Source organism: Paenibacillus cellulosilyticus (assembly GCF_003182255.1).
Lineage (GTDB): Bacteria > Bacillota > Bacilli > Paenibacillales > Paenibacillaceae > Paenibacillus_T > Paenibacillus_T cellulosilyticus.
Window position 1 is genome coordinate 177,946 of record NZ_QGTQ01000001.1, and the last position, 25,562, is coordinate 203,507.

General features: G+C 53.5%; 26 protein-coding genes and 1 riboswitch. Of the genes, 1 reads left to right on the plus strand and 25 read right to left on the minus strand.

The window, feature by feature from the left end:
• Window positions 1-23 precede the first annotated feature (23 nt).
• The 22 genes from atpG to DFQ01_RS00810 all read right to left on the minus strand — a co-directional run bounded on the left by atpG (window position 24) and on the right by DFQ01_RS00810 (window position 21,616).
• A complete protein-coding gene (gene atpG, locus DFQ01_RS00705) occupies window positions 24-899 on the minus strand; it encodes an ATP synthase F1 subunit gamma (RefSeq protein ID WP_110041959.1) in 876 nt (291 codons plus the stop codon).
• Window positions 900-989: 90 nt separating this feature from the next.
• Window positions 990-2,504: a F0F1 ATP synthase subunit alpha gene (gene atpA / locus DFQ01_RS00710; protein WP_110041960.1), complete on the minus strand. Its 1,515-nt coding sequence runs from the start codon at window positions 2,502-2,504 to the stop codon at window positions 990-992.
• Window positions 2,505-2,519: 15 nt separating this feature from the next.
• Complete coding sequence (locus tag DFQ01_RS00715; protein WP_110041961.1) at window positions 2,520-3,068, minus strand: F0F1 ATP synthase subunit delta; 549 nt, start codon at window positions 3,066-3,068, stop codon at window positions 2,520-2,522.
• Window positions 3,065-3,547, minus strand: a complete 483-nt coding sequence (gene atpF, locus DFQ01_RS00720) for a F0F1 ATP synthase subunit B (RefSeq protein WP_110041962.1) — start codon at window positions 3,545-3,547, stop codon at window positions 3,065-3,067. Before atpF ends, DFQ01_RS00715 begins: the two co-directional genes overlap by 4 nt.
• Before the next feature lie 213 nt (window positions 3,548-3,760).
• Window positions 3,761-3,985, minus strand: coding sequence for a F0F1 ATP synthase subunit C (gene atpE / locus DFQ01_RS00725; RefSeq protein WP_110041963.1), 225 nt, complete (start codon window positions 3,983-3,985; stop codon window positions 3,761-3,763).
• A gap of 107 nt (window positions 3,986-4,092) precedes the next feature.
• On the minus strand, window positions 4,093-4,851 hold the full coding sequence (gene atpB, locus DFQ01_RS00730) for a F0F1 ATP synthase subunit A (protein WP_110041964.1): 759 nt from the start codon (window positions 4,849-4,851) through the stop codon (window positions 4,093-4,095).
• The gene (locus DFQ01_RS00735) at window positions 4,851-5,264 is read right to left on the minus strand and encodes an ATP synthase subunit I (RefSeq protein ID WP_110041965.1); all 414 of its coding nucleotides are present in this window, start codon (window positions 5,262-5,264) and stop codon (window positions 4,851-4,853) included. The genes atpB and DFQ01_RS00735 overlap by 1 nt, the downstream gene beginning before the upstream one ends.
• Window positions 5,261-5,536, minus strand: coding sequence for an AtpZ/AtpI family protein (locus DFQ01_RS00740; protein ID WP_110041966.1), 276 nt, complete (start codon window positions 5,534-5,536; stop codon window positions 5,261-5,263). The genes DFQ01_RS00735 and DFQ01_RS00740 overlap by 4 nt, the downstream gene beginning before the upstream one ends.
• 186 nt (window positions 5,537-5,722) lie before the next feature.
• Entirely contained in the window at window positions 5,723-6,871 is a 1,149-nt protein-coding gene (gene wecB / locus DFQ01_RS00745; RefSeq protein WP_110041967.1) for a non-hydrolyzing UDP-N-acetylglucosamine 2-epimerase, read from the minus strand.
• Window positions 6,872-6,984: 113 nt separating this feature from the next.
• Complete coding sequence (gene upp / locus DFQ01_RS00750) at window positions 6,985-7,614, minus strand: uracil phosphoribosyltransferase (protein ID WP_110041968.1); 630 nt, start codon at window positions 7,612-7,614, stop codon at window positions 6,985-6,987.
• Window positions 7,615-7,956: 342 nt separating this feature from the next.
• The gene (locus DFQ01_RS00755) at window positions 7,957-9,204 is read right to left on the minus strand and encodes a serine hydroxymethyltransferase (protein WP_110041969.1); all 1,248 of its coding nucleotides are present in this window, start codon (window positions 9,202-9,204) and stop codon (window positions 7,957-7,959) included.
• Between the two features lie 90 nt (window positions 9,205-9,294).
• A complete protein-coding gene (locus DFQ01_RS00760; protein WP_110041970.1) occupies window positions 9,295-9,912 on the minus strand; it encodes a TIGR01440 family protein in 618 nt (205 codons plus the stop codon).
• A 27-nt stretch (window positions 9,913-9,939) separates the two neighbouring features.
• Window positions 9,940-10,398 carry a ribose 5-phosphate isomerase B gene (rpiB, locus tag DFQ01_RS00765; protein ID WP_110041971.1) on the minus strand — a complete coding sequence of 153 codons (459 nt, stop codon included), beginning with the start codon at window positions 10,396-10,398 and terminating at the stop codon, window positions 9,940-9,942.
• Window positions 10,399-10,686: 288 nt separating this feature from the next.
• Window positions 10,687-10,766, minus strand: a riboswitch (ZMP/ZTP riboswitch).
• A gap of 98 nt (window positions 10,767-10,864) precedes the next feature.
• Window positions 10,865-11,452 (minus strand): low molecular weight protein arginine phosphatase, encoded by a 588-nt coding sequence (locus DFQ01_RS00770; RefSeq protein ID WP_110041972.1) that lies wholly within the window; start codon window positions 11,450-11,452, stop codon window positions 10,865-10,867.
• A 21-nt stretch (window positions 11,453-11,473) separates the two neighbouring features.
• Window positions 11,474-12,049: a manganese efflux pump MntP gene (locus DFQ01_RS00775; RefSeq protein WP_110041973.1), complete on the minus strand. Its 576-nt coding sequence runs from the start codon at window positions 12,047-12,049 to the stop codon at window positions 11,474-11,476.
• 185 nt (window positions 12,050-12,234) lie between these two features.
• Window positions 12,235-13,356, minus strand: coding sequence for an L-threonylcarbamoyladenylate synthase (locus DFQ01_RS00780; protein WP_110041974.1), 1,122 nt, complete (start codon window positions 13,354-13,356; stop codon window positions 12,235-12,237).
• 210 nt (window positions 13,357-13,566) lie between these two features.
• A complete protein-coding gene (gene spoIIR / locus DFQ01_RS00785) occupies window positions 13,567-14,415 on the minus strand; it encodes a stage II sporulation protein R (RefSeq protein WP_110041975.1) in 849 nt (282 codons plus the stop codon).
• A 724-nt stretch (window positions 14,416-15,139) separates the two neighbouring features.
• Window positions 15,140-16,309, minus strand: coding sequence for a N5-glutamine methyltransferase family protein (locus tag DFQ01_RS00790; protein WP_245946468.1), 1,170 nt, complete (start codon window positions 16,307-16,309; stop codon window positions 15,140-15,142).
• Between the two features lie 50 nt (window positions 16,310-16,359).
• Entirely contained in the window at window positions 16,360-17,436 is a 1,077-nt protein-coding gene (prfA, locus tag DFQ01_RS00795) for a peptide chain release factor 1 (RefSeq protein ID WP_110041976.1), read from the minus strand.
• A gap of 134 nt (window positions 17,437-17,570) precedes the next feature.
• On the minus strand, window positions 17,571-19,307 hold the full coding sequence (locus DFQ01_RS00800) for a methyl-accepting chemotaxis protein (RefSeq protein ID WP_146216818.1): 1,737 nt from the start codon (window positions 19,305-19,307) through the stop codon (window positions 17,571-17,573).
• A gap of 201 nt (window positions 19,308-19,508) precedes the next feature.
• Window positions 19,509-20,609 (minus strand): redox-regulated ATPase YchF, encoded by a 1,101-nt coding sequence (ychF, locus tag DFQ01_RS00805; protein ID WP_110041978.1) that lies wholly within the window; start codon window positions 20,607-20,609, stop codon window positions 19,509-19,511.
• A 95-nt stretch (window positions 20,610-20,704) separates the two neighbouring features.
• Window positions 20,705-21,616, minus strand: coding sequence for a DUF6612 family protein (locus tag DFQ01_RS00810; protein WP_146216819.1), 912 nt, complete (start codon window positions 21,614-21,616; stop codon window positions 20,705-20,707).
• Window positions 21,617-21,704: 88 nt separating this feature from the next.
• On the opposite strand from DFQ01_RS00810, the gene DFQ01_RS30940 reads away from it, so the two are divergent.
• A complete protein-coding gene (locus DFQ01_RS30940) occupies window positions 21,705-21,848 on the plus strand; it encodes a hypothetical protein (protein ID WP_174812874.1) in 144 nt (47 codons plus the stop codon).
• 204 nt (window positions 21,849-22,052) lie between these two features.
• Here DFQ01_RS30940 and DFQ01_RS00815 read toward each other — a convergent pair whose 3' ends face one another.
• From DFQ01_RS00815 to DFQ01_RS00825, 3 genes are all read right to left on the minus strand, one after another.
• The gene (locus DFQ01_RS00815; RefSeq protein ID WP_110041980.1) at window positions 22,053-24,455 is read right to left on the minus strand and encodes an S-layer homology domain-containing protein; all 2,403 of its coding nucleotides are present in this window, start codon (window positions 24,453-24,455) and stop codon (window positions 22,053-22,055) included.
• A 225-nt stretch (window positions 24,456-24,680) separates the two neighbouring features.
• On the minus strand, window positions 24,681-24,992 hold the full coding sequence (gene trxA, locus DFQ01_RS00820; protein ID WP_110041981.1) for a thioredoxin: 312 nt from the start codon (window positions 24,990-24,992) through the stop codon (window positions 24,681-24,683).
• Between the two features lie 89 nt (window positions 24,993-25,081).
• On the minus strand, window positions 25,082-25,510 hold the full coding sequence (locus DFQ01_RS00825) for an RrF2 family transcriptional regulator (protein WP_110041982.1): 429 nt from the start codon (window positions 25,508-25,510) through the stop codon (window positions 25,082-25,084).
• Window positions 25,511-25,562: the final 52 nt, after the last annotated feature.

Here is a 25,562-nt window from a genome sequence, read left to right on the forward strand (position 1 = left end):
CAGAGGTCGCATTGAACGAAACATTATTGCTGCTGCGCATTCGCTCCGCCGACGATTTCCGCGATTTCTTGCGTGATCGCTGCCTGACGTGCACGGTTGTACGTCAACGTCAAGCCTGCAATCATCTTCGTCGCGTTCTTCGTTGCGTTGCCCATTGCGGTCATACGTGCGCCGAACTCGGACGCCTTACCTTCCAGAACTGCGCTGTAGATTACCGTCTCAGCGTATTTCGGAAGAAGAACGTCGAGCACCTTCTCAGGTGAAGGCTCATATTCATAGCTCGCTTTAGCTGCGCTGGAGTCGCCAGCCAGATTCGATGCATCAAGCGGCAGAAGCTGCTTGATTACCGGAATTTGCGAGATTGCGTTAACGAATTGGTTATACACCAAGTTCAGTTGATCGTATTTGCCTTCTTCGAAGCCCTTAACTGCAGCTGCAGCCAATGCCTTGATGTCAGCAAACGTCGGTGAATCGGACAGTCCTACAACTTCCTCCGTCAGCGTTACGCCGCGGCGTTTGAAGTAGTCACGTCCTTTGCGTCCGATAACGAACACTTCGTATTCTGCAGGGGACGTGTGCTTCTCCTGAATCTCCGTCCAAACTTTACGGAGTACGTTGGAGTTGTAACCACCAGCCAGACCGCGGTCAGAAGTCACGACCAAGTAAGCCGTACGTTTGATCTCGCGGGACTGCAGCATCGGATGCTTGATTGTACCGCCGCCCGAAGCAATGCTTGCAACTACGTCACGGATTTTGTCGGTGTATGGACGGGATGCTACCGCTGCGTCTTGAGCTCGTTTGAGCTTGGCGGACGCAACCATCTCCATTGCCTTCGTAATCTGCTTCGTATTCTGCGTACTCTTGATCGAGCGCTTAATTTCGCGCATACCTTTAGCCATTCGTTGTCACCACCTTATTACTGGCACAAGGGAGAAACACGAGGTTTCCCCTTCACCCAGTTCTAGTCCGCGTTATTTTGAAGAAATGGTTTATACCGACGGTGCAAAGCCCTTCTTGAACGCGTTGATCGCATCAACAAGCACTTTCTCGTTGTCGGAAGTCAAATCTTTCGTATCGCGGATGGAAGCGAAAATTTCTGGCTTGTTTGCATCCACGTATGCAAGGAATTCGCCTTCGAAACGGCGTACGTCTTGAACTGGAATTTCATCCACATGGCCCTTCGTTACGCAGTAGATTGCTACAACTTGGCGTTCTACTGGCATAGGAGCGTTGATGCCTTGTTTCAGAATTTCGAGCGTGCGCTCACCACGGTCCAGACGGGACTTCGTGACGCGGTCGAGGTCGGAACCAAACGCTGCGAATGCCGCGAGTTCACGGTATTGCGCAAGGTCGGTTTTCAGCGTGCCTGCAACCTTTTTGATTGCTTTAATTTGAGCCGCGCTACCTACACGGGATACAGAGTTACCAACGTTAACCGCTGGACGCTGACCGGAGTAGAACAGGTCGGACTCGAGGAAGATTTGACCGTCCGTAATCGAGATTACGTTCGTTGGGATATATGCAGAGATATCGCCTGCTTGCGTTTCGATGAACGGCAGTGCCGTCAGGGAACCGCCGCCAAGCTCGTCGTTCAGCTTAGCTGCGCGCTCGAGGAGACGGGAGTGCAGGTAGAATACGTCACCTGGGTATGCTTCGCGGCCCGGCGGGCGGCGGAGCAAGAGCGAGAGCTCGCGGTATGCAGCTGCTTGCTTCGACAGGTCATCGTATACGATAAGAACGTGCTTGCCTTGGTACATGAAGTACTCGCCCATTGCGCAGCCCGTGTAAGGTGCGATGTACAGCATTGGGGATGGCTCGGATGCGCTCGCCGTTACGACGATCGTGTAATCCAGCGCGCCCTGCTTGCGGAGCGATTCAACAACGGTACGAACCGTCGATTGCTTCTGACCGATTGCAACGTAGATACAAATAACGCCGTTGCCTTTTTGGTTCACGATCGTGTCGATCGCGATTTGCGTTTTACCCGTTTGACGGTCGCCGATGATCAATTCCCGTTGGCCGCGGCCGATTGGAATCATCGCGTCGATTGCTTTGATACCCGTTTGCATAGGCTCAAATACCGACTTACGAGCCATAACGCCCGGAGCTGGAGACTCAACTGGACGCGTAGCAGTCGTGTTGATCGGGCCGTTGCCGTCAACTGGCTCACCCAGCGCGTTAACAACGCGGCCGAGAAGCGCTTCGCCTACTGGTACTTCCATGATACGGCCGGTACGTTTAACTTGGTCGCCTTCGCGAATGCCTTTGTAAGGACCCATGATAACGACACCGACGTTGCTTTCTTCGAGGTTGAGTGCCATACCGATTACGCCGTTGGAGAACTCCAGGAGCTCACCTTGCATCGCGTTCTCGAGGCCGTGAACGCGGGCGATACCGTCACCGACGGAAATTACCGTACCAACGTCAACCACTTGAATTTCGGATTTATATTGTTCGATCTGCTGTTTCAGCAATGTGCTGATTTCATCAGGTCTGATACTCAATTCGCTCACCCCTATCTACAGTGCTCGTTTGTTCAACGATTTTTGCAAACGATTCAACTTACCCGCCAGGCTGCCATCATACAGACGGTCGCCGATGCGAACTTGAATACCGCCGAGCAGCGCTGGTTCAACAACTTGCTCTGCCGTAATTTTCTTACCCGTAATCTGGCTGAATTGCGCCGCTACTTTGTCGAGCTCTTCAGCGCTCAGCGTTTGCGCCGTATAAACCGTCGCACGCGCTTGGCCGAGGGACTCGCCTGCGATCTTCACGTAAGCGCCGTAAACGTCACTAATAACGTTTTGACGGCCGTTCGTCAGGAGCAGCTCCAGCGTATTCAGCACAATGTATGAAACCCGATCCGCGAACACGCCGCGGAGAAGTTCGATCTTACGACTAGCATCAACCGATGGGAGCGCCAGGAATTTCTGAACGTCCACTTCACTGTTGATCGCTTGCACGATCAGCTTCAGCTGATCTTCGACTTCAGCAACGATCTGTTGCTGCTGAGCAATGTCAAACAAGGCTTTGGCGTAGCGCTTCGCTACTACGACATTGCGGCTCATTTGCTTCCAACCTCTTTCAGGTATTGGTCAACAAGCTGCTCTTGCGACTTCTCGTCGATTTGCTTCTCGATAATCTTCGATGCGATGGCAACGGACATGCCGCCAACTTCGCCGCGAAGTGCTGCAATTGCTTTGTTCTTCTCGCTGTCGATATCGCGAACCGCGTCGTCTTTGAGACGAGTAGCTTCGGATTTCGCTGTGCCGATAATGTCATCAGCTTGCTTGGAGCTCGTCGCTCTAGCTTGCTCGATAATGTCATGTGCTTCTTTACGCGCTTGTTGAAGCGCTTGTTTCTGTTCTTCGAGTTGCTGGGAAGCCTGTTTACGGCTGTTCTCTGCGTTGTCGAGCTGGCTTTGGATGAGCGCTTTGCGCTGCTCCATAATGCCGAACAGAGGACCGAATGCGTAACGCTTCAGCAGCCAAAAGAGAATCAGAAACGCCACTAATTGAATACCAAATGTCGACCAGACGATATGCACTGGGCGTCACTCCCTTCTTTTGCAATCGGTATTACACGTGCGTACACGAAAGTTTCGATGCAAGGTGAAACGGCTGCTGCCATCCTCTCGGCGGCGTAGCACGTTTCATAGAAAGTCCGCCATTAACGCTCATCGCTAGGCGGAACTTATCGTTCGAACAAAAGGAAGGCGCGGAGGCTAAGGCACTCCCCGCCGTAGTTGTTCGATATAATCTTAAGCTTCGCCGTAGAAAATGAACGCCAATACGAGCGAGATAATTGGAAGTGCTTCGACGAGTGCGACACCGATGAACATCGTCGTTTGAAGCGTACCGCGCAGCTCAGGTTGACGGGAGATACCCTCAACCGTGCGACCTACGATCAGACCGTTACCAATACCAGCGCCAAGTGCGCCCAAACCGAATACGATTGCTGCTGCAATCAATGCTGTTGCTCCCATTAGAAAAATCCTCCCTTAAATATGTTTGAATGTATTGAGGCCCGTAAGACAGGCCATTGTTCCTGTGCTTCGGGAATGAACCCAGTGGATAGATCCGCGAATACGGATTAGTGTTTCTCTTCGTGAACGATTGCCTGCGACATGTAAACCATCGTCAGCATAACGAAGATGAAAGCCTGAATCGTACCGACGAATACGCTGAATGCTTGCCATACGATGAGCGGAATAACACCAGCCCAGCTCAGACCACCGACGATAACGCCGATCATAACCTCGCCGGCAAAGATGTTGCCGTAGAGACGAAGCGCAAGCGACAGCGGCTTGGACACTTCCTTGATCAGGTTCAGCGGCAGGAAAGGAATGTATGGCTCGAAGTAGTGTTTGAAGTAATGCTTCGTGTTGCGGCGCATACCTTCGATGTGAGTTAGCAGAATGACGACAATTGTCAAAGCAGCCGTAACCGCTACGTCAGCCGTAGGCGATTTCCACCATGCGATATGCCCTTCTTCTTCGCCGCCAAGGTCGAGTTCCATACCGAAAATCGTAGCGCCATGATGCGCTTCCGACACGATACCGAGCGGAAGACCAAGCATGTTGCCGACAAAGATATACATGATCAGCGCCAGACCGAGCGTCAAGTACGGCTTACCCTTCTTGAAGTCCATCGTCGTGCCGATAATACCGACAACGAATTCGATAACCCATTCTAAGAAGTTCTGCATCTTGGTCGGTTTATCAACCGATGCGCCTCGCACGCATACACGTGCCAGCACGAACACGATAATACTGGTGACAATGATCATGAAGATGGCCGCAAGGTCAAATTCCATTCCCCATTTGTGAACAATAGGAGCTATATGATCCATTAGTTGTTTTCACCCCTTTCATCGAGGGATTGCGTACGTCCCCGCTTGCGCTTGGTCCAAAATCCCAGTAAGAGTGTTGCCAATTGGGCGACAAATAATCCCGCAGCGACAGCCTCTACTCTGAAATCAAACGTCATTGTTGCAATTACAGCTGCAAGCAAGCCGATGCACGCACGGGTGAAAAATCCCAGTGAGGCGCGACCGTTACCGCCAGCAGCGGCTCTCGCACCAATCCGGTCAATCTTCCACGCCAAATGAAGCGCATTCACCAAGCTGGCTACTGTACCCACAACAAGTCCGCCCCACCAAGCCTGCTGCGCCGGTAAAACAGCCCAGCAGATAAAGCAAACGGACAAAAAAAAGAACGTCAAACGTGTAACGGTTCGTAGGTGGGCCGACAAGTTGTCATTCAAGATCCTTTGCCCCCCGTAAACACTCGGATTAGAAAATAGATCGTTACGACACCGACCGCAAGTCCTGCAACGAGCCCGACAAGATACCAGTAATGCGTGCCATTAGCGGCGTCCGCCTTGGAACCAAGCCAAAAACCAGCCCCTAAACATACGGCAAGGTCAGCCCCTACGGTACCGACCAGCCCCATTGCGCGCCAAGGATTGTCCCCAAGGCCACTGTCCCGCGCGTTCCGATTATTTTCCGTAGATGGTTTTTCATTGGACGGATTCATAGAATCACTCCAAAACTCTCATTTATTTTATCCAAGCGCAATCCATTCTGTCAATTCATATAAATTCAAACATTTAGTGAACGGTGGTCCGAAAACCCTTGTGCAGCAAGGATTTTCGGATTTCCAAACCGTACAGTACAACTGTATGCTGTACCCTCATTGGGATTGCTAATTATCCCTTGTAAACTATGAACGTTGTGTGAACGGAGCCGGACGGTTGTCCGCTTTTCCAAAATGGTGCAGCAGTGCCTGAACGATCCGTACAGATGCTTGTCCATCGCCATAAGGATTCGCCGCTCGGCTCATTTGATTATACAAGTCTTGGTCAGTGAGCAGCGCGCGCGTACGCTCGTATACATCCGCTTTTTCCGTACCAACCAGCTCCAATGTACCCGCTTCGATTCCTTCCGGACGCTCTGTCGTGTCGCGAAGAACGAGCACAGGTACGCCATATGAAGGTGCTTCTTCCTGCAAACCGCCCGAGTCCGTCAGAATCAGGTGCGTATGTGGGTAGAAGTTGTGCAGATCAACGACGTCGAGCGGTTCGATCAGTTTGATGCGCGGATGGCCGCCGAGCAGCTCCTCAGCCGGTCCTTTGACCGCTGGGCTCAGATGTACCGGATAGACGATCGCGATATCCTCGAACTCATCTGCAATACGACGTACCGCGCGGAAAATGTTGCGGTGCGGCTCGCCCTGTGACTCGCGGCGGTGAGCCGTCATGAGGACGAGGCGCTTGCCTTCTGCCCATTCGAGCACTGGATGCGTGAAGTCCTTCTTAACGGTGTATTGGAACACGTCCGTAACCGTGTTGCCTGTCACGTAGATGCGCTCCTCTGACTTGTTCTCCTTGCGCAGGTTGCCCGCAGACCAATCCGTCGGTGCGAAGTGCACATCAGCCAGAACACCAGTCAGCTGACGGTTCATCTCTTCTGGATAAGGCGATAGCTTGTTCCACGTACGCAGGCCAGCCTCAACGTGGCCGACTTGAATCTGCTGCAGGAACGCTGCATAGCTTGCGAGGAACGTCGTCAGCGTATCGCCATGCACGAGCACGATATCCGGCTTCGCTTCGCGCAGAACCGGCTCCAAGCCTTGCAGTACGCGAATCGAGATCTCGTTGAGCGTCTGGCGGTCCTTCATGACGTCGAGGTCATAGTCCGGCTGGATGTTGAACACCTCCAGCACTTGGTCTAGCATTTGGCGATGCTGCGCCGTGACGCAGACGATCGACTCAATTTGTTCGGGATGACGCTGCAGCTCAAGAATGAGCGGCGCCATCTTGATCGCTTCGGGACGAACGCCGAAAATCGTCATGACTTTCAATTTGGACACAACAAGTCAGCTCCTAACTTCACAATAAAATGCATAATGGCATGGCATAACGCGCCGCATCCTCCCTGACGGGCATCGGATCAGCGTCATGCTCAGATGAATAAGGATGGGTTCTAATGCGTACCGAACATCCGGTCGCCGGCATCGCCCAGACCCGGCACGATGTAACCATGGTCGTTAAGCTTCTCATCGAGCGCTGCCGTATAGATCTCCACATCCGGATGCGCCTTCTGAAGCGCTTCTACCCCTTCGGGAGCAGCGATCAGGCACATCATCTTAATTTGCTCACAGCCACGGCTCTTGAGCGAGTTAATCGCTGCAATGGCCGAACCGCCCGTCGCAAGCATCGGATCGATGACAATTAGCAGTCGATTCGTTGCATCCGTCGGCAAGTTGATATAGTACTCTACGGGTTGAAGCGTCTGCGGGTCGCGGAATAATCCGATATGGCCGATTTTGGCAGCCGGAATCATCTTCAGCATGCCATCCACCATACCAAGGCCCGCTCTTAGGATCGGGATAAGTCCAAGCATACGGCCGGATACAACCTTCGATTCCATCTTCTGCACGGGGGTTTCTACTTCGATCGTTTGAAGCGGAACGTCACGTGTAATCTCATATGCCATCAGCATAGCTACTTCGTCAACAAGCTCACGGAAGTCTTTCGTATTCGTGTCCTTATTGCGAATAAACGTCAGCTTATGCTGAATTAATGGATGATCGCACACTACCAATTTGCTCATGGGGAATTGCCTCCTGATTTACTAGCTGTTGTAAGGGGAACTTGAAGTACTCATCAATGATCCCGTTTATTATAGCATTGTAAAACCGCCGTTGCATCCGGTCTCTTGCAAGCCAGTACCAACTGTTTCACCGCTCCATCTCATGTACTAATCGTCAGCTTTCCCCTATGGCGCCTTGGTAATGTAAAACGGCTATCCCTTCTTGCCCACAATCCGTCTTTCTTCTCCCACTATACCCATAATCCGTATGTTCAATCACAGCGATCGATACATATGTATGTACAAAAGATTGCCCCCTGCTCCGCTGGCGGAGAGGGGGCATCTTGATGTCCGGTTCTATGATTAGTAAGCCATACCTGGGTACAGCGGATATTGTGCCGTCAGCGCTTGAACTTTCGCGCGTGCTTCTGCAAGGACAGCTTCGTCCTTCGTATTCTTCAGCGTCATCGCGATAACGTCAGCAATAACTTTCATTGCTTCCGTACCCATGCCTCGAGCCGTAGCTGCTGGCGTACCGATACGGATACCGCTCGTAATGAACGGGCTCGTAGGGTCGAATGGAATCGCATTTTTGTTACAAGTAATTTGAACAGAGTCAAGAACGTGCTCTGCTTCTTTACCCGTGATGTTCAGGTTGCGCAGGTCAATCAGCATGAGGTGATTGTCCGTACCGCCCGATACGAGGTTTAGGCCGTGGCCAACAAGTGCGTCAGCGAGAACGCGAGCGTTGTCGACAACGTTCTTGCCATACTCTTTGAACGAAGGTTGAAGTGCTTCGCCGAATGCAACAGCTTTCGCTGCGATGATGTGCATGAGCGGGCCGCCTTGGGAGCCTGGGAATACCGCTTTATCGATTGCTGCTGCCCATGCTTTACGGCAGAGAATCATACCGCCACGAGGACCGCGCAGCGTTTTGTGCGTCGTCGTCGTTACGAAGTGTGCGTGTGGCACTGGACTTGGGTGAAGACCTGCAGCAACGAGACCAGCGATGTGAGCCATGTCAACCATGAACAGCGCGCCTACGTCTTGAGCGATTTGGCCAAGCTTCTCGAAATCGATGATGCGCGGGTATGCACTTGCACCCGCAACGATCAGGCGAGGACGGTGCTTGAACGCCAGCTTGCGAACTTCTTCATAGTCGATCGTGAAGGAATCTTCTTGTACGCCGTAAGGAACGAAGTTGTACAGGAGGCCGGATGCGTTAACTGGGCTGCCGTGCGTCAGGTGACCGCCGTGAGCCAGGTTCATGCCGAGAACCGTGTCGCCAGGGTTGAGGCATGCCAGGTAAACAGCCATGTTCGCTTGTGCGCCGGAGTGCGGTTGAACGTTCGCATGTTCAGCACCGAACAGTTCTTTCGCACGGTCGCGTGCGATATTTTCAGCGATGTCAACATATTCGCAGCCGCCATAGTAGCGTTTGCTTGGGTAGCCTTCTGCATATTTGTTCGTCAGAACCGTACCCATTGCTTCGAGTACTGCCTCGCTAACGATGTTCTCCGATGCGATCAGCTCGATGTTGTCGCGTTGGCGCTGCAGCTCGAGACCAAGTGCTTTAACGATTTCTGGATCTTGTTTACGCAAATTTTCCATAGGATAAAATCCTCCCTCGGTTTAATGGTGAAGCTATATTCACAAGCGGTTGCCCGCATGGTTGAACGTATAGGTAAGTAGGATGCCGATTTACTCGCAGGTGCTGCTTGGCCGATTCGGCTCAACCGACTGATCCAAGGTGTACACTGCCCGTGCGCCGCCGATCAGCTTCGGACGACTGTAGGCCATCGTCACATGTGCTTGGCCGATGGAGCGAATCGTTGGTCTGACTGGAACCGCCACCGCCCGCAAATGCATGCCGATGAACGTGTCGCCGATATCGACGCCTGCGTGGGCGCGAACCGATTCGACCAACACGGCATCATTCAGATGACGATACGCATGTGCGGCCATCGAGCCGCCTGCCTTCGGTACAGGAACGGCCGCGACCTCATCGAGACCGTAGCGCTCCGCCGCCTCGCGTTCCAAGACAAGTGCACGGTTCAAGTGCTCACAGCATTGATACACGGGATAAAATCCGACCTGCTGGCGGACTGCCTCCACACCAGCAAAGATTGCAGCAGCCGCGTCCGTCGTGCCTGATGTGCCGATGCGCTTGCCGAGCACTTCACTCGTGCTGCACCCAACGACGACAAGCTGGCCGCGCTTGATGCTGCCTGCTGCCACCAATTCGCTGACAATCGTCTGCACCGCCTGCTCAATGACAGATGCCTGCCGGCTGTCAAAAACACCATCGACGTCGCTCATCGCTATGCCTCCCGTGTGAAGCGTTATTTAAACGTTCGCAGCGTATTTCGCTTCGATTTCTTGTACTTTGCTGATGCGTCCAACATGGCGCTCGCCATTGGAGAACGGCGTTTCGAGCCAGATGCGGATGATCTCTTGCGCTACGCCCGGACCGATAACGCGCTCGCCCATTGCCAGCACATTCGTGTCATTGTGATCGCGCGTTGCTTGTGCCGAGAACATATCGTGCACGAGCGCGCAGCGGATGCCGCGAACCTTGTTCGCCGCGATCGACATGCCGATGCCTGTGCCGCAGATGAGAATGCCGCGGTCAGCTTGGCCGCTCGCTACAGCTTCGCATACTGGAAGCGCGTAGTCAGGGTAGTCGACAGATTGGTCGCAGCTGCAGCCAACGTCCGTTACTTCATGGCCGAGCGATTCGATGAACGGAACCAAAATGTCTTTCAAGCGGTAGCCGCCGTGGTCGGCCCCAATCGAGATTTTCATGGTGGTGAAACCCTCCTTAAAGTTTTGCGATAGCCTCCGCCGTCATTCGGCGGAATGTGCAGCAAAATCTGCTACGGAAGCATACGCTTAAGATTTTGCGATAGCTTCACACCATCTTGTGGTGTGATATGCAGCAAAAGCAGCATCGGAAGCATTCGCTTAGTTTTGCGATATTAGAAACCAGTCCGCACTTATTATACCTAATTTACGCGCATTACACGACAACTATCGACATCTGCATTTACCTGTAGAAAAGCAAAAAAGAGCATAACGCGCTCATCACGCGATGCTCTTTGCCCAGGCGACCGGCCGTATATTCCGATGCTCCACCGTGGTATCCCACTTCGTCGCCAGTTACATCGGAAACCGTTAAATTTGATTCCATCATACCCGATCCAGCGGCCAAAATCAATCCTCAACCGCCCATCCAAACGCACAGCAGCGCATATTTCGGCACATGGATCGATTACGATTGGTCTTCCTTCGCCAGCTTATCCAGCAGCTTCTCGACCGCTTTCTCGATCTGAGCCGCGCAGCTCTCGTAAACAGGCAGCGGGCCGCCGAACGGATCATCGATGTCAAAGCTCGGGATTTTGCGTTCCAACTCAAGCATACGTCCTCGGTCCGCATCCGAAATCTGCTGACCAAGCGCCTGCTTCATTTGCCACTCCGTATACAAATGCTCCAGTTCAGCCAAATCCGCCGCAATCCGCTCGTCCAATCCTGCATATTCGAGCAGCGTATGCGTCTTCTCCAATGCGTCCGGGAACCGGCCAATCAATCCCCGCTTATGCGATGCCGTCATTGTCAAAATCAAATCCGCCCATTGCACCGCCGAATCACCAAGCATCCGGCTCTTGCCATTGTGCGCAATTTGTTTGCGTCTGAGCGTCTCCGCCGCATTCGCGGATACCGCCATCCCATCCACGGTCGAGACGCCAGCCGAGCGGACTTCAATGTCCAGCGAGCGCCGCGCCGCCATGTCCCGCATTATCGCTTCCGCCATCGGTGACCGGCAAGTGTTGCCGGTGCATACGAACAATATCCGTTTCAAGGCAAGCTTACTCCCTTCCAGTTAGAACACGAACAATAGACCAAATGTGAGCAGGATGATGCCGCCACACGCCTCGCCGTAATCACCAAGCGTCCGGCTGGCGCTGCGTCCAAGCATGAGGCCGAGCACTGACATTAAGCCGCCTGCTAGACCGAACATCAGCACCGTAAGCATGACATCCAGCGCGAACATCCCTAGCGAAACGCCTACGGAGAACGAGTCAATGCTGACGCTGAAGGCAAATATCAGCATTCCCCAAAGTGAGCTGTGATTGACGATCTTCGCGCTTTCGCCGCCGCCTCTGAATGAGTTGTATACCATATGGCCGCCCAACAGCAGAAGCAGTACACCTGCCGCATGAGTCGCGACATCGCCAAGCAAGCCGCTCACGTACTGTCCGGCGAACATACCCAGCAATGGCATCAGCATATGAAACAACGCAATAATGGTGCTCAGAAGCGCGATACGCCGAAGCCGTATCCCTCGCATCCCAATGCCTACGCCCAGCGAAAAAGCGTCCATTCCAAGTGCGATCGCCATAATAAGCAGTGTTAACAGCTGGCCAGCTCCCATACTCGCATCCCAATGCACATTCATCTCTCCCGTCCTGCCGCATTCTTGTACACTTTATGCGGACGAGCGGGCGTTCATGTTCACATTACGTGATCAATATTCATTATTCGGTTTTGTAAAGCAGAAATAGCTGTCTCCGTATATTGCGGAGCATGCGTTTCATCCGGAATCCGAGCATGAATACGTTGAACCCTTATTCTTACTCTGACTTACACATACACAATCCGATTTGCAGCCGCCTTCGCCAAACGGTTCATCAGTGCCAGCCCGATCCCATCGCTTGGACAAGCCTCTGCCCAGATGCTCTCTACACCGCGAACATCGAATTCACGAAGCGCCGCATACAACCCTTGCGCAGCCGTCTCCAACTGCTCCAGACTGCCACAAACAACAACCTCATCCGCCGTAAAATAATGCTTGTGCTCCTCATACGTGAGCACGCCCGTCACTTCGCCTCTCGCTGCGGCCGCCGCCACTTCTCGCTGAATGTAGTCGCACGCTTGCGATGCGTCGCCGTTGACGAGCAGCATCGTGCCGCGTGGTGCGTAATGCGCGTACTTCATACCTGGCGAGCGCGGTGCTGCCTGCGGTTCGGCGTGCAGCTGCTGCTCTGGCGCAGCTGTCGAAGGAGCTTGGCCGCTGTCCAATCCGGCCAGCGTTTCGTCCAGCAGCACGGTCGGAACAACCTCCCGCAGCTGCTCAGCCGTAACGCCGCCCGGGCGCAAAATGCGTACGACGCCCGGCGCTTCCACCATGACGACGGTCGACTCGAGGCCCACGCCCGTCGGGCCGCCGTCGACGAGACCGTCGATCCGGCCGTCCAAATCCTCGCGGACATGGTCCGCGAGCGTCGGACTTGGCCGGCCAGAGCGGTTAGCGCTTGGCGCCGCTACCGGGCAGCCAGCGGCTGCGATGAGCCGCAGCGCCACGTCATGCTGCGGCATGCGCACGGCGACGGTGTCGAGACCAGCTGTGACGCGCGGGGAAACCGCGCCTGGAACAGCTGGCATCACGATCGTAAGTGGCCCCGGCCAGAAACGTCGCATAAGCGCGCGCTCCGTATCGCCTACGGGCTGCACCAGCCCCTCCAGCTGCGATTCGTCCGCAATGTGGACGATTAGCGGATTGTCGGAGGGGCGCCCTTTTGCCGCAAAAACCTGTTCCACCGCACTTGTCTGACGGGCATCCGCCCCAAGGCCGTATACCGTCTCTGTCGGAAAAGCAACTACGCCGCCGCCGCTCAGCAGCTGCGCAGCCTCGGCAATCGCTCCCCGCGCCGCTTGGTCATCGGCACCGGGCAGCACCTGCCATAATGATGTTTTCGTCGTCATCCTAATTCCTCGTATCTCGATTAATCGACTAATGTTGTAGTTGTATTATAGCACAATGAAAGCCGGCTGCTTAGGCAGACCGGCTTGGGATCCATGTAGGAGTGACGTGGGATTAGCGTATGGTTACGAAGCAAGCAAAGTGCTAAGTGTATGCTTACGATGCAAGCAAATTGCTTGCAGGCAGTTGTATCGAGGGTGGCAAATTGCTTTTTAAGCGAATAAGTTATGGAAAAATCGAATGATAGCTTCAAACAGTTCCACTAAGAAAAATTTTGCCTCAGGCGCTTGGCCGGATTGTTCATCTGCCGATTTGGTTACCTGCGTGTCTGCTTCTGCTTTTGTATTCTTGACGGATGAGTCTTTCGCGCTGGCTTTAGATGTCGTGACGTCGGACTTGCCTTCAGCCTTAGCTGGTTTAGCATCTGCTTGTTCAACGGCTGCCGTCTCGGTTCTCGCAGGCTCTGCTTCACCCGAAGCAGCATCTACGAAGCACAGCGGCGGGAACAGTACGCACCACCAGTTCTGACCTGCACCCTTGCCCAGTGTGATGCGGAGCGCCTCGTAGTCGCCTGCTGGGTAGACGCGGCTGCCGTACATTTTGGTCGGGAACGGGACGACGGCAAGCTCTGCCTTGAATCCATACTCGAAACCGCGAATCTCCAGCTCGTGAGCGATAACGGCTTCGATCTCACCCATATGGGTACGGATCGTTTCGCGGGCTTGGTCAATGGTTGCTGGACCGCTCACCCAATTGTTCATCGCTTCGACGACTGCATCACGCACATGGCGTTTGACCGCTTGGTCGGCTGGTGCATCGGAGTTCGCCAGAATGCGAAGACGGATCGATTGATCTGGGATTGCACCTTCAATCGCAGATGCGTCAGTGCGCACCTGTTCCCAGCTCATCAGGATGACGAAAACAGCGAGAATCAAGTAACCGTACATCGGACGATATGCGAAGCGGCGGCGCCGCGGTTGTGCGAGTTTAGAAGATGAAACAGTAGAATCGTTAGAAGCAGGATTGGAATCAACCGAATAATAGGAATGATGGCGGATCATATACACAAGCCCCTCTCAGGCACCCGTCGGCGCTTCAGCTTGCGTTCCGGAACGTATCTATCAGGCATTATGTCCGAGAGAGGGACCCTATAAACCTAGTAGAGAAATGAAAATAGAAAGGGGCGTTTTCATGGCGGGGCGGGAGCTGGGTAGGACGGTTAGGATACTTGGAAGTACACTATTTGGTGGCTGTGTCGGGTGGTGGGTAGTTAGGATACTCTAAAGTACTCTATTCGCTCGGTTGGACGGGGCGGTGGGCAGTTAGGATACTTTAAAGTACTCTATTTGCTCGTTGTGCGGGACGGCGGGCAGTTAGGATACTTTAAAGTACTCTATCCGCTCGTTGTGTGGGACGGTGGGCGGTTAGGATACTTTAAAGTACACTATTTGCTCATTGGGCAGGACGGTGGATAGTTAGGATACTTTAAAGTACTCTATTCGCTCGGTTGGACGGGGGGCGGTGGGCTAGGCGTAAATGGAGGTGGGTGATTAATTGCCTCGACGAGGCCCGACTGCGCTTATGATGCCGCAAGTTAGAGGCGATATTCCGACCCTAATCAGGGCTGCCAAGCCTAGGTCTATCGATAGCGGCGGTTTTTCGCCCCTATATTGCTCAGGCGAGCGTAATCATGGAAATAGGGGCGAAATATCGCCCCTATCCTGCACAAATATACCCTCACTGGAGAATAGAGGAAATTATCCGCCTCTATCCTCCACATACCTCCTACTCCGCATGGCGGATCGCCAGCACATGCCGGTCGATGCCGCCGTAGTCGGTGATGATGCGGATGTCGTCCCAGTGGCCGATTGCACGGAGCAGATCGGCCACGTCCTGCGCCTGGCCGATGCCGAGCTCGAAGCCGACGATGCGCGGGAGCTGTGCGAGCTGCGGCAATTGAACGGCCATGCGCCGGTACGGCTCAAGGCCGTCATCGCCGCCGCCGACGAGCGCAAGACGCGGCTCGTAGTCACGTACCTCCGGCTGAAGGTCGGGAATATCCGCCGCTGGAATATACGGCGGGTTGGAGACAAGCACATCGATTCGCAGTCCGGCTGGATCAACAGCGTTAGCACGCAAACCGCCGCCAGTACTATCCGCATCACTCGCAGCAGCAGGTGCCTGCCACTCAGCTAATTTTCCAGCTAGCCCCAGAGTCTCGGGACCACCGGCAGCATCCTGAATTGCAGCAGTAGGAGCTTGCCCCTCGGCTTGCTCTCCATCTGCCCCTGCAGTCTCCCGTCCAACGACCGCCCCCTGAATCACAGCAACCTCATCCGATCCCGGTCGTCCCCCCTCTTCAACAACAGCAGCGAACGGCAGCAACAGGTCACCCTGCACGAACGTGATGCGTCCTTCCACTTCATGCTTAGCGGCATTGCAGCCGGCGACCGTCAGCGCGTCCGCCGACAGATCGGACGCGAATAAACGCCAGCTCGGGCGCTCAGCCGATAACGTTACGGCAATCGCTCCGCTGCCCGTACCTACGTCAACGACTGTTGGCACATGCCCTCCACCTGCGGCCGGCCACAGCTTGTCCACTGCCTCCAGCACAGCCTCGACGAGCAGCTCTGTCTCCGGCCGTGGGATCAGCACAGCAGGCGTTACCGTAAACGGCCGCCCGTAGAACCACCCTTCACCAATCAAATACTGGACAGGCTCACCGGCCGCTTTGCGTGCAATGAGCGCCGCCCAGGTCTCGAACAGCTGCTCAGGCAACGGCTCATACCAGTCACGCAGCAGCTCTGCCTTCGTGAAGCCGAGCACATGGCAGAGCAGCAGGTTAGCGTTCGAACGCGGCTCGCCGATACCGACCCCAGCAAGCAAAGAAGAAGCCTGCAAGCAGGCTTCTCCGATTGTCATACCGGGTCGAAAGGTAACCTCTGATTGCGTCATCGGTCAAATTCGCCCCTTTTAAACTGCAAGCATTAACGCCCGCAGCCTTATTAAAATTGATTGTTCTCTTGCTCCAGCAGCTCCGCTTGTTCCGTCAGCGTAAGCGTCTGAACGATCTCTTCGATGTCACCGTTCATGATCGAATCGAGGCGATGCAGCGTCAAGCCGATCCGGTGATCCGTTACACGGCTCTGCGGATAGTTGTACGTACGAATCCGCTCACTGCGGTCGCCCGTACCAACCTTGCTTTTACGCTCGCCCGCATACTTCGCTTCTTCTTCTTGACGATGAATCTCATAAATACGCGAGCGAAGTACTTGCAGCGCCTTCGCTTTGTTCTCATTCTGCGATTTGCCGTCTTGGCAAGTTGCAACGATGCCCGTAGGAACGTGCGTTACACGAACGGCCGATTTCGTCGTGTTGACGGACTGACCGCCAGCGCCGCTCGAGCAGAACGTATCGACGCGAATGTCTTTGTCGTGAATCTCAATCTCAACTTCTTCAACCTCAGGCATTACGGCAACCGTCGACGTTGATGTATGGATACGACCGCCCGATTCCGTTGCAGGAATACGTTGAACGCGGTGCGCGCCACTCTCGAACTTCAGCTTGCTGTAAGCGCCTTTGCCGATAATCATGAACACGACCTCCTTGAAGCCGCCGAGATCGCTCTCGTTCATATCCATGATTTCCGTTCTCCAGCCCTGCGAATCCGCATAGCGCGTATACATCCGATACAGGTCGGAAGCGAACAGCGCAGCTTCGTCGCCGCCCGCCGCACCACGAATCTCGACGATAACGTTCTTCTCGTCGTTCGGGTCCTTCGGCAGCAGGACGATGCGGATACGCTCGTCAAGCTCCGCTTTGCGCTCCGCCAGCTCTTCAACCTCGAGCTTCACCATCTCGCGCATTTCGTCATCGAGCTTCTCGCCTAGCATCGCTTTGGCATCATCAAGCTGCTCGCTGACGCTTTTGTATTCAGTAAAGGCCTCGTACGCTTCCTGCAGACTCGATTGTTCCTTGGAATATTCGCGCAGACGCTTCGGATCTCCCGCAACATCCGGGTCACAGAGCAATTCGCTCAATTTCTCATAACGGTCGGCTAGTACAGATAACCGGTCTATCACCGTTCATTCACCCCTATAAAGCCCGGCACAGCCGCAGCTTTGTATTCATCCGACAATTATAGCACAACACCGCTTCGGCATAAACTGTTTTGGATGTGGAAAGAGCCGGAACCGCGCCCAAGCCGCTATCTTTCTTATACTTTGAAAGACTGCACCGCCGATGTAAGCTCGCCTGCAGCGGACTTCATCGACTCGGAAGCGCCCTCAACCTCTTCCATCAATGCCAGCTGGCGTTCAGCTGCAGAGGATGCTGATGAAGCTTGATCCGCTGCGCGTTCCGCGATTCGTTCCAGTTCATCGAGTGAAGCTGCGATCTGCTCACTGCCTGCTGACATCTCCTCGGTTGAAGCGGAAACCTCCTGCATCTGACTGACAAGCGTACGTATGCCTTCCTCAATATGGCGGAACGATTCGCCCGCTTGGGCTGCGATGACCATTCCCTCCTGTGCTTCCTGCAGCGAATTCGTAACCGAATGCGCCATTGCATTCGTACGAAGCACAATACTGCCGAGCATGTCGCTTACCTGCTGGGACGACTCGCCTGCTCGCTCCGCCAGCTTGCGAATTTCCTGGGCAACGACTGCAAAGCCTTTGCCTTGCTCCCCTGCGCGCGCCGCTTCGATTGATGCGTTCAAGGCGAGCAAATGCGTCTGTGTTGCAATATCGCTAATGAGATCCATCGCTTCTCGAATATTACGGTTCCCTGCTTGCAGCTCTTGTACTTCAGAAGCCGCCTGTACAAGTCTCTCTTCAATAGCATTCATTTGCGCAACGGTGCTGTCGATACGCTCGCCGCCCGATGTCGCTTTCTCCGACGTTACCGCTGCAAGATCAGCTACCTGCGAAGCCGATTCTGCAATACGATGAATGCCGATCGTAATCTCGGTCATCGCACGCTGGCTCTCCTGCGAGCTCTGCAGCTGCTGGGACGAGCCTGCCGCCACTTCGCGTACAGAATCGGCAACAATTCGCGTCTGCGACGAGGAATCGCTAGCGTTATGATGCACGGACTCAGCGTTGTTATTTACGGTCTGGGATAACGTTTGGACCTTATGAATAAGTCCATTCAAATTGGCAATCATGCCATTGAATGCCGTAGACAAACGACCGATCTCTCCACCCGCTCGTACATCGGCCGATACCGTCAGATCGCCGCTTGCGGCTTGTTCGGATAGACGCGCCAGACGCTTCAGAGGAGCGAGCATTGCACGAAGGAGCAGCACGATCAGAAGTATACCGATTACCTCCGTGCTAATCGCGATAACGGCTTCGCGCTTCAACATTGTATTCAACTGCTCTTGCATATGGGATGGGTCAAAATCAAGCTGGAACACCGCCATCGTATCGCCCTTGCTGTTCTTGATCGGCTGCAAATACGTGAGCCAGTTCTCACCGTTCTCCAGCTCAGCCTCGTAAACGACGGAACCGTCTTTCTGAGCCTTCTCCCAATTATTCATAAACTGTTCGGGCGCTGTGAACGCATCGCCTGCCTTCGGGCCTTGTTCGTCGTCGGAATCGCTGGACAGCATGTAAGTCATTGCCCCACCTTGCACGCCCGGCACCAGTACGTAGGCATGGCTGACGTTATCTTCCTTCGACAACAGCTCCGTAATTTCACTCAGCTTCTGATATGAGCGAGACGTTGTAAACGGCTGCCCCTTCTTCATTTTCTCATATACAGAAGACATTCCCGTCTCCTCCGGAATGAACTGCTTTTCCATCAATCGGCCCGAATCACGCAGATGTTCGAAATACGTGCTTTTATCCTGCGCGCTATTCTCTAATACCATGATACTGACGACAATAATGATGAATATTGCCATGATTAACGAACTTTTCAGCACTAGCCCCATGTTTCGAAACCATTTCACGTTGTGAACGCCCCCTGTTGTAGGAAAATTGTACCACCCTATTTCTCATAACGGCATTGGAATCGGTTTCAATTAGAACAATCGGATATAAATACAAAAACAAAATTCAATGTCTAATAGATAAACATCAACGAATGCATAAAAAAAGAACGCCATTCCAGCAAATCGCGCTGTGATGGCATTCTTATAACAAAATATCGATTAAACGTTGAAACGGAAGTGCATAACGTCTCCGTCTTGCACCACATATTCTTTGCCTTCGAGGCGAAGCTGGCCTTTCTCCTTCGCTGCGTTCATGGAGCCTGCGGCCACCAGATCGTCGTAGGAAACAACCTCCGCACGGATGAAGCCGCGCTCGAAGTCAGTGTGGATGACGCCTGCCGCTTGCGGCGCTTTCATCCCTTTGCGAATCGTCCATGCGCGCACTTCTTGTACGCCAGCTGTGAAGTACGTGTACAAGCCGAGCAGCTTGTACGCCGCGTTGATCAGACGATCCAAGCCGGATTGCGTAAGACCAAGCTCCTCGAGGAACATTGCCTTGTCTTCGCCTTCGAGCTCGGCAATCTCGGATTCCACCTTTGCGCTGATCGGCACAACAACTGCGCCTTCCTCCGCTGCGAATTCACGTACGATCTTCACGTATGGATTATCATCCGAATTCGCCGCTTCCGTCTCGTTCACGTTAGCCGCATACAGCACCGGCTTCATCGTCAGCAGATGAAGGTCGCGAATAAGCAAACGCTCGTCATCGCTCAGCTCGACGCTGCGCGCTGGCTGGTCGTTGTACAGTGCTTCCTTCAGTCGCTCCAGCACTTCAACTTCCTGCGCATACTGCTTGTTGCCGCCCTTCATGTTCTTGCGGGAGCGGTCAATACGACGGTCAACGGAATCGATGTCTGCCAGGATCAGCTCGAGGTTAATCGTCTGGATGTCACCAAGCGGATCGACTTTACCAGCAACGTGTGTAATGTTCTCGTCCACGAAGCAGCGAACAACGTGTACGATCGCATCTACTTCACGAATGTTCGCAAGGAACTTGTTACCGAGTCCTTCGCCCTTGCTCGCACCTGCTACGAGGCCGGCAATATCAACGAATTCAAATGCTGTAGGTACCGTACGGTTCGGTACGACGAGCTCCGTCAGCTTGACGAGACGCTCATCCGGTACCTCAACGACGCCCACGTTCGGGTCGATCGTACAAAACGGATAGTTGGCCGATTCCGCTCCGGCCTGCGTAATTGCGTTAAACAGCGTCGACTTGCCGACATTCGGCAGTCCGACTATTCCACATGAAAGCGCCATGACGCACAACAACTCCTAATCTCTTATCAATATTGGACATTATACCGCAGCCTGCCTCACATGGAAAGCTTCTAGCACCTGAGACTCGCTGACGATTAGGATGACGCCGGGGCCTCCTGCCCCATTTCGTCCTGCAAACGTTCCAGCTCATCAATGAGATCCTGCGTCGGAGGCGTGACTTCTTCCGCCTTCTTAGCCTCCTCCGGCACCGTGACGGTTTGGCCGCCTTCCCAGTCACTGTACTTGATATCAAGCGTTTGATTAAGCGTCACCGGCTCCCCTTTTTCGAATTCAATGGACAATACCATGGCCATGCTCACACTCATCGGCAGCTTTGAGGTGGCATCCGTCACCAACTGATAGGTGAAGCTGTTTACCTTAATCGTATCGGCAACCTCTTCCGTCATCGTTCCGCCGCCGAACGTCCCGCGCAGCACATCGTCTATGATTGCTTTGGCCCCTGCATCCGTCCCGTCCCCTGAATAGTCGTACTGAAGCTGTCCTGCCGAATTCGTGCTGCTCTTCAGCTTATCCGAAGACTGCTCCAACTGTTTGATCGGTTCCGAAGGATTTACCTGATAATCCGACAAGGTCTCCTTCACCTGCGGGATCACGGAGGCAGTCATTCGCGTCCAATCTCCCGATGTTAAGTCATGCATGTAGTAGCCATCCGACGTCAAAATCGTCTCCATCTTCGACTTCTCGCCCTCATACTCGGATTCAATGGACTGCTTCATCTGAAGCGGCTCACGCACGACGGGACCAGATGTCGTCATGTCCATTGTTTCTTCGCCCAGCTTCTGACCAAGCTTCATCTCAATCGACCACGTCTTCGACTTCGCTGCCGCTTCGGCAGATTGCTCCAACTGCTGCTTCAGCTTCGAAGCATCCCCCGACACCGTTGTTTCCTCCGTCTTGCCCGATGAACAAGCTATCGTCATCAGCAGCGTGATGACGGCTGTGCCCAGCATCATGAACCGTCTGCCTGCTCTATTTGCTCTTCTCATTCGTTCGTGCTCCTCTCCATCGTCATCGTTCTTAGAATGTCCCAGGGTATACAGGGGATACTACCCGCAAGGGAGGTGCGATAAACCAATGGAGAACCAATCGCATAAAGGCAATTACAAAGGAACAACGAATATGAAGGCGAAAAATCAAGACATGGCATTCGTTAACGATACGATCGAGGATGCGAAATCCGTCACAAATTTCTCGGGTAAAAAGAAAAAATCGGATTAAGCAGGATGATACGGCTGCCACTAATTGAGATGAGGCGGTAAGTTTCAGCCAGGATGAAACGGCTGCCACTAATTAGATCGGGCGGTAAGTTTCAACCAGTAAAATATAAGACTTCACCTTATAAAGTCTTATATTGCACGCAAAATCCCCGCCGAGGCATGATGCCGCCGGCGGGGATTGCTATTACTGCACTTCAGCCTGCGCTTATTTATCGCGCAGCGGCGCTTCTTTCAGATCAGCCTTCACCTGCAAGAAACGGAAGAATGCCGTCGCCGCTTCTGCACGCGTCACTTCGCGTTCTGGCAAGAACTTGCCGTTCTGCAGCGTCATAATGCCAAGCCCAACGGCGATTGCCGCCTGCCCTTTCTGCTCGACCTTATCCGCATCTGAGAACGTCACGTTGAACAAATTGTCATGCTCGGCAAGCGGGTTGTAGCCCAGCGCACGCACGATAAGCTCCGCCATTTCCTCGCGATCGACCTTGCCCTCCGGATTAAATGTACCGTCGCCGACATCGATCAACTGCTGCTGCAGTGCCGTCTCGACATACGCGAAGTAGCCCGAATCCGCCGCTACATCGTTAAACGATGCAGTTGCTTCTGCTTTAGCATCAGAAGCATAATATATCGGCGTGCCTTGATTCATCGCCAATACGAGCATCTTAATCATCTCGCCGCGCGTGATGACCGCATTCGGATTCACTTTGCCATCCTGCAGATCGAGTGCCTTGTACGTAACCATCAGCTCCAGCTCACGTTGCGCCCAGTGGCCTTCAATGTCCGTAGCTGTCTGCCGCTCCAACGTCGTCACTGTGCCATCATCCGCATTGATCCATTGTCCCGTAAGCGCATCAAGCGTCACGTTCTGATCAAGGTTATAACGTGGCACGAGCTGATAAACAAGCTTCGCTTCGCCTTGCGATTTCACTTCATTCGGCTGGATTTCGCCAGCTGCCACCATGAGCTTATACTTCTCAACTGGAATCGGCTGTCCATCCCAGTAGTAATTGTACTCCGACTGATACGTCAGCTGTACGCGGTAGTAGTCCATCCAAGCATCGGCAGCTTTATCATCACCAATGACCTTTGGTGCGATCGCCGGGAACTCAAAGCCGGATGTGTTGGACCAGTAGCTCTCGACAGAGCCGTCATAGGCGCTGATCGACACTTGCACGGATTCGCTGTCGACAGAAACGCCATTTACTTTGCGAACCGCATTGAAGTAGTAATTACCTATTTGTTCCGGCCTCTTATTCTCATAAACAGATGTATCATATTCCATCAAGTAGTACTGATCGGCGAGCCAGCCGAGCTGTTTGCCTAGCACTTCAATCGCCTTCGTACGCGCAGCGGCATACGTAGCACCCGTTCCCGTGTTAGCCGAGTTATAGGCCGAATAGCTGCGGACCTCGCCCGTTTGCGCATCTACCTGCGCATAGATCGATGTACCGCCGTTATTCTTATCCGCACTCTCTACCGAGTAGGACAGCTGCCAATACGATCTGTTCTTGCCTGTCGCATCATCCGCATACTCGCCGTACTCGGAGCTCGTAAGCTTCGCATCCTTCGGCAGGCCGAAGGCGGCATCGACCTTAGCTGCTGCCTGCTCCTTCGTCAGTGCAGCATCCGAGGAAGGCTTCGTACCGAGCGGCTTCGCACTGATCTGCGTTTCCTTTGCTGTTGTGCTTTCTCCGCCAACAACTTCGCCTGTAATCGCTGATATCGCGACTGGTGCCATACCGTAGACAAGCAGCGGCTTACGCGGCTTCATTTGATAAGGAATGATGTACGCTAATGTAGGACTCGCTGCTGCTTGCAGCTTGGCAACCGCCTCGTCACTCGTAACCGCAGCAGCCGCTTTATCGAATGTGATGGAGTTATCCCAATAGCGGTTGTAGCTCAGCACATGACCTTCGCCATCAATCTGCAGATCGATGTAGTTCTCCACGAATGGAATGCCGTTCACGATCCGGTTGAATCGAATGGAATGAACGACCTTACCTGTCAGCGGGGGCTTATCGCCTACGCCAACATAAGCATCCAACTCCACTTGATCCTTGTAGGCCGCAGCCACCTTCGCGATGAACGACTGCGCGACCTCAGTCGCTTGATCACGATCCACCTTTGCCGGATATACAGGCTTCACATTCGTATCGTCCGTGTAGCTGTTATAACCGATCAATTCGCCGTTGCCAGCGTCAATCGTCACATTGATATTGCCGAGCGTACGCTCCTTCACTTGATACGTATAGCTTAAGCTCCATACGCTGTACTGCCCGCTGGAACGGAATGAGGAAGAAAGGCTGGCGCTTTGCAGCTTATACGTTTCCGGGATGCTGACATATTGTTGAGCGAGTGCAATCGCCTTTGTTTTCGTAATGGCTGCATCAAGCTGGACATTCGCTTCTGTCGTTGGCAGGCCTTCTGCCGATGATGAGGCTGTAGTTGATTGTGCGCTGTCGGCCGTTGCAGATACCGCAACGGCTTCATTCGATGCTGCGAATGCGCCTGTAGGCAGTGACAGCGTAAGCGCTGTTGCCGTCGCCAATGCAACCAGCTTGCGCGAGTTCAGCTTCCGCTTCCTGTTCTTATTGGACTTGGTGGACATTTCGTAATACCCCTCCCGTGTTATCGGTCCTGATGGAAATGATCGCTTTTCGTTCCAATCTGAATAATACAACGCTGGCGGGATGTATTTAGTTGCTGGAAATTACGGAATTTTTGAGAAATCCACTATTTTTTGAATACATGTTTGCACACAAAAAAGCCCTCACCCTGCTCTTGCGAGCAGAATGAAGGCTCTTGCCGTTGCTATTCACGGATTACGTCAACCTTACAGGTTGTTCGTAATTCTCGTTTTGAGCGAATCCTTGGATTGCAGACCAACGAGCTTGTCGATTGGTTGGCCGTCCTTGAACAGGATCAGCGTCGGGATGCTCATTACACCGAACTGGGAAGCCAGTTCAGGCTGCTCGTCAACGTTGATTTTCGCGATCGTAGCTTGACCTTCAAGCTCCGTTGCGAGCTCCTCAACGATAGGAAGCTGCATTTTGCAAGGGCCGCACCATGGCGCCCAGAAATCTACGAGGGACACGCCGCTTTCGATGCTTTGTGTGAAGTTTTCTTTCGTCAATGCGATTGCCATATTGTATCATTCCTCTCCTAATTATCTTGTATGGAATGGGGGTTACCCGTCATACCGCTAAATCCTTCAGCCGCCAGCTATGCCTGACTTCACTCGCAGTCGCTGCATTCCCGAATCTGTCCAAGCACATCACGAATCGTAATGGCATTGAAGTGAGCTTCAAGATGCTTCTCCGCTGTGCAAAAAATGCCGAACATGACTTCATTCATGTTCGAGCCAACAACGCAATCCATGTCTGGGTTGCCCGAGCACCAGCTTGGCATGAGCGACCCTTGGGCCATGGCGCGATAAATATCGCCAAGCGTCACTTTGTCAGGCTCTGCTGTAAGCCGATATCCGCCGCCCGCGCCTTCGCGCGTTGCAACGTAGCCGGACTTGCGCAGCGTGCTCATTACTTTGCGGATACGGGCGGAATTCGTATTGACATTGTCAGCCAGCATCTCGCTCGAGGCCATGCCATCAGGCAAATAGGCCAAGTAAACCAGACTGTGTACGGCTATCGTAAATTCGCTGTTCATTTACTGGTTGCCACCCCGTTTCATACTGTAATCATATCAGTTACAGTTAACC